Source organism: Streptomyces solincola, from assembly GCF_002982015.1.
GTDB classification, from domain to species: domain Bacteria; phylum Actinomycetota; class Actinomycetes; order Streptomycetales; family Streptomycetaceae; genus Streptomyces; species Streptomyces solincola.
Window position 1 is genome coordinate 1 of record NZ_PVLV01000499.1, and the last position, 4734, is coordinate 4734.

General features: G+C 72.1%; 3 protein-coding genes. 2 read left to right on the forward strand and 1 reads right to left on the reverse strand.

What is annotated here, in order from left to right:
• Positions 1-1617 (forward strand): LCP family protein (locus C6N75_RS25685; protein WP_407703276.1); only part of this gene is annotated, 1617 nt, incomplete at its 5' end.
• A gap of 299 nt (positions 1618-1916) precedes the next feature.
• Positions 1917-3401, forward strand: a complete 1485-nt coding sequence (locus tag C6N75_RS25690) for an LCP family protein (RefSeq protein WP_258177613.1) — start codon at positions 1917-1919, stop codon at positions 3399-3401.
• Positions 3402-3447: 46 nt separating this feature from the next.
• Here C6N75_RS25690 and C6N75_RS25695 read toward each other — a convergent pair whose 3' ends face one another.
• The gene (locus C6N75_RS25695; protein WP_258177614.1) at positions 3448-4512 is read right to left on the reverse strand and encodes a glycosyltransferase family 2 protein; all 1065 of its coding nucleotides are present in this window, start codon (positions 4510-4512) and stop codon (positions 3448-3450) included.
• Between the last annotated feature and the right edge of the window lie 222 nt (positions 4513-4734).

Sequence of the window (4734 nt, forward strand, 5' to 3'; positions counted from 1 at the left end):
CCTCCCGCCCCCCGCTCCGCCACCCGTTCCGGATCCGGCTCCGGACCGCGTACGAGGCCGGCGCCGGGGCCCGCGGCGGCGGGGAGCCCCGCCGACGGAGCCCGGCCGGTGCCGGGGCAGCGGCGCCGCTCGGCGGCCGCCGCGCCGCCAGACCCGCGCGGCCGCCGCAAGCGCAAGCAGCCCGCCCCGCGCAAGAAGAAGGCGCTGCTGTGGACGGCCGGGATCATGGGCTTCGTCGTCGTGGGCGTCTCGGTCACCGCGTACGTCATCTACGACAAGCTCAACGGCAACATCAACACGGTGGACGTCGGTGACGCGGCCAACGGCGGCTCGCTGAAGGACGGCCCGATCAACATCCTGATCCTGGGCTCGGACGTGCGCACCGGCGCGGGCAACGAGGACTACGGCGACCGGGAGAACTCCACCGGGCACGCCGACACGACGTTCCTCTTCCATGTGTCGGAGGACCGCACCAACGCCACCGCGCTGAGCATCCCGCGCGACCTGAAGACCGAGATCCCCGACTGCCCCACCAAGCAGCCGGACGGCTCCACCAAGGTCATCACGGGCAACAAGTTCACCCGCTTCAACGAGAGTTTCGGCGTGGAGGGCCGCGACCCGGGCTGCACCATGCGCACGGTGGAGAAGCTGACCGGCATCAAGCCGGACCACTTCATGATGGCGGACTTCAACGCGGTGAAGACGCTGACCACCGCCATCGACGGGGTGGAGGTGTGCCTGGCCGAGCCGATCCGGGACGACCGGTCCAAGCTCGACCTGACCGCCGGCGACCACACGATCATGGGCGAGCAGGCGCTCGCCTTCCTGCGCAACCGGCACGGCCTGGGCAACGAGAGCGACCTCGACCGGATCAAGATGCAGCAGCAGTTCATCGCGTCGATGATCCGGAAGATGAAGGAGGAGACGCTCGGCAACCCCAAGCGGATGTACAAGCTGGCCGACGCGGTGACCCAGGCGCTCACCGTGGACAGCGGCATCGGCGACATCCCCAAGCTCACCGGTCTGGGGCAGGAGATCGCCTCCATCGACCTCAAGAACATCACCTTCGCCACCGTCCCGGTCAAGGACAACCCGGCGGAGGCGGTCAAGGCCACGGTCGTGCTCGACGAGACCAAGGCCCCGCAGGTCTTCAGCATGCTCCAGAACGACGTCTCCTTCACCGAGGTCAAGAAGAAGGAGAAGGAGGCCAAGAGCAAGCAGGAGGCGCTGCTCAAGGGTGCGCGTGCGGACGTTTCCGAGGTCCGGGTGGACGTCTACAACGGCAGCGGGGTCATCGGCGCCGCGCAGCAGACGCTCGTCTGGTTGCAGAACCAGCAGGGCGTGCTGAAGTCCTCGAACCAGAACAACGCCCCGAAGCAGGACAAGACGTCTCTGGAGTACGGGCCGAACCAGGCCGACCAGGCGCGCACGCTGGCCGACCTGATGGGGCTTCCGGCGACGGCGATGAAGCCGGCCGCCGAGCAGGCGGAGGCCATGCAGCCGATGAAGCTGGTGCTCGGCGGCGACTTCAAGGGGGCCGGCACGTCCATCACCCCGCCGAAGAAGGCGCCGGACGTGGGCCAGGTCGGGGCGGACAAGCGCATCTGCGCACAGTGACCAGAGCGGGGTAGTCGCGGTAGTGACGCGACGCCGCCGGCAGGGCAGGGGGACCAGGGGTGGGACGAGGCAGCAGGGTCGACGGGGAGCGGAGCGTTCCCCGTCCCCGGAGCCGTAGACCGGAGGCGGCGAGAGCTGCGTCTCCGGCCGGAAAGGCGTCCGCGGGCGCGGCGCCGGCGGGCACGCCCTCCGCGGGCACGGCGTCGGCGGAGGGCGCGGGAGCCGGAGCGGGCACGGGCGGAGGGCCGGGGCGGACGCCCCGCAAGGGACGCCGGCGCGTCCTGCGGTGGAGCGCCTCGGTGCTGTCGCTGCTGATACTGGGGACGGCCGGCGCCGGCTACCTGTACTACCGCCACCTGGACGGCAACCTCCGCAGCAGCGAGCGCAGCAGCGGCAAGAGCGGCGTGACCAAGGCCGAGCCGAACGCGGCGGGCGAGACCCCCCTGAACATCCTGCTCCTGGGCTCCGACAGCCGGAACTCCGACGCGAACGTGGCCCTCGGCGGCAGCCGGGAGAACCGCGGCACCCCGCCCCGGGCCGACGTGCAGATGCTGCTGCACGTCTCCGCGGACCGGAAGAACGCCTCCATCACCAGCATCCCCCGGGACACCCGGGTGGACATCCCCGCCTGCACCGACCCGGCGACCGGCGAGAAGTTCAAGCCGGTCACCACCATCATCAACGAGTCGCTGGCACGTGGCGGTCCGGGCTGCACGCTGGCCACCTGGGAGAAGCTCAGCGGCGTCTACATCGACCACTGGATGATGGTCGACTTCGCCGGACTGGTGAAGATGGCCGACGCGGTCGAGGGCGTCCCGGTCTGCGTGGAGGACAACGTCTGGGACCGGCCCACGGCGGCGGTCACGGGCGGCTCCGGGCTGAAGCTGCGGAAGGGCACCACCGAGATCAAGGGCGAGCAGGCCCTCCAGTGGCTGCGCACCCGGCACGCGTTCTTCAACGACCAGGGCCGAGCCAAGGCCCGGCACATGTACATCAGCGCGCTGATCCGCAAGCTCAAGGAGCAGAACGCGTTCACCGACACCGGCCGGATCATGGACCTGGCCGAGGAGGGCACCAAGGCGCTCCAGGTCTCCGACGAGCTCGGCTCGGTGATGCGGCTGTTCGACCTGGCGATGGAGCTGAAGAGCGTCCCGCTGGAGCGGATCACCATGACGACGCTGCCGACCCAGGAGTACGCGTACAACCGCAACCACCTGGTGCCGGTCGACTCCGACGCGGAGAAGCTGTTCTCGCTGCTGCGCGAGGACGTCGCCTTCGACGCCAACGGCGAGCCGAGCGAGCAGGGCAAGCCGGCCGCGAAGCCCTCGCCGTCCCCCGACCCCGCGAAGAGGGGCCCCGCCGCGGCCGAGCCGGCGTCGATCGGGGTCGCCGTCGTCAACGGCACCGGCGGCGAGAGCGGGGCGCCGGTCAAGGGCCGGGCGACGGCGGTCGCCGAGGCGCTGCGCGCCGCGGGCTTCACCGCCGCGACCGCCTCCGGCAGCCTGGACCCGGTCGAGAAGACCACGCTGGTCTACCGGGCGGCCGGCGGCGCGGAGGAGCGTGCCGACGCGCTGTCCGTCGCCAAGGCCCTCGGGCTGCCGACCGGCGCGGTGCGGGCCGGCGAGGTGGAGGTGCTGACCCTCACCGTCGGCGCGGACTGGCGCGAGGGCTCGGCCTTCCCGAAGGCGGACAAGCCCAAGGCGGGCGACCTGCCGAAGGACGCGGACGCCATCAACGGCGGCGACAGCGGCTGCATGCCGGTCTACGAGCCGTACCGCTGGTAGGAGCGGAGGTGTCCTCGGGGGCCGGTCGGGCCCCCGAGGACGCGTCTCAGGCGGCCGTCGTGTCCGCCGCCGTCACGGCCGGGCGGCGGCTGGCGATGACCTTGCGGGCCAGCGCGCGGGGGCTGGTGAGGAAGCCGTACCCCCAGGACATGTGCATGGTCGCCAGGGCCACCGGGATCTGGAGGCGGGCCTTCAGCGACAGCCCCTTGCCGGCCGGCACCGAGCCGGCGGTGATCGCCGCCAGGTAGCCGGCCGGGACGATCAGGGCGTACGGGGTGAGCAGCACGCCCGCGACCAGGCCGGCCGCTATCGCGCAGACGGCGGTCGGCGGGGCGAGGTAGCGCAGGTTGATGGAGCCCGAGTGGTAGCGGGCCACCACGTGCCGCCAGCGGCCGTAGTCCTTGTACTGCTTGGCGAGCGCCCGGACGCTGGGGCGCGGGCGGTACTGCACGCGCAGCTCGGGCGAGAACCAGATCAGCCCGCCGGCCTCGCGGATGCGGAAGTTCAGCTCCCAGTCCTGGGCGCGGATGAACTCCTCGTTGTAGCCGCGCTGGGTCTCCAGCGCCTCCCGGCGGAACACCCCGAGGTAGACGGTCTCGGCCGGGCCGGCCTTTCCGCCGGTGTGGAAGGCGGCGTTGCCGACGCCGATCTTCGAGGTCATCGCCGCGGCGACGGCGTCCTCCCAGGCGTTCTCGCCCTCGGCGTGCATGATGCCGCCGACGTTCTGCGCGCCGGTCTCGGCGAGCAGCCGGACGGCGGTGGCGATGTAGTCCGCGGAGAGCATGCCGTGCCCGTCGACCCGGACGACGACCGGGTGCCGGGAGGCGTTGATCGCCGCGTTCAGGGCGGCGGGGGTGCGGCCGGTGGGATTGGGGACGGTACGGACCCGGGGGTCCTCGCGCACCAGCTCGGCGGCGATCTCGTCGGTCCGGTCGGTGGACGGGCCGAGCGCGATCACCACCTCCATCTCACCCTCGTACTGCTGCTCCAGGATGTGGCGGACCGCGCTGCGCAGGTGCCGCTCCTCGTTGAGGACCGGCATGATCACGGAGACCGGGACCGGCGCGGCCGGCCGCGGGTCCGTCGGCATGTCCGTCGGCGTCGGGGGCATGGGGATTCCTTCGGAGTACGGCGGGTGTGGCTCGGGTGGTGACGTGCGGGCGGCCCGCCACGTTACCGCGAACGGGGGACACCCTTGCGCGCCGCCCGGGCGATACGTCCGGCCGCTGATCGTATGGGCCTACTGTTCCCGCCCCGGTCCGCTTCCCCGGACCCCGGTCCGACGCGGAGGTGCCTGCCCGTGCCCACACCGCCCCGCCGCCCCAGCCCGCCG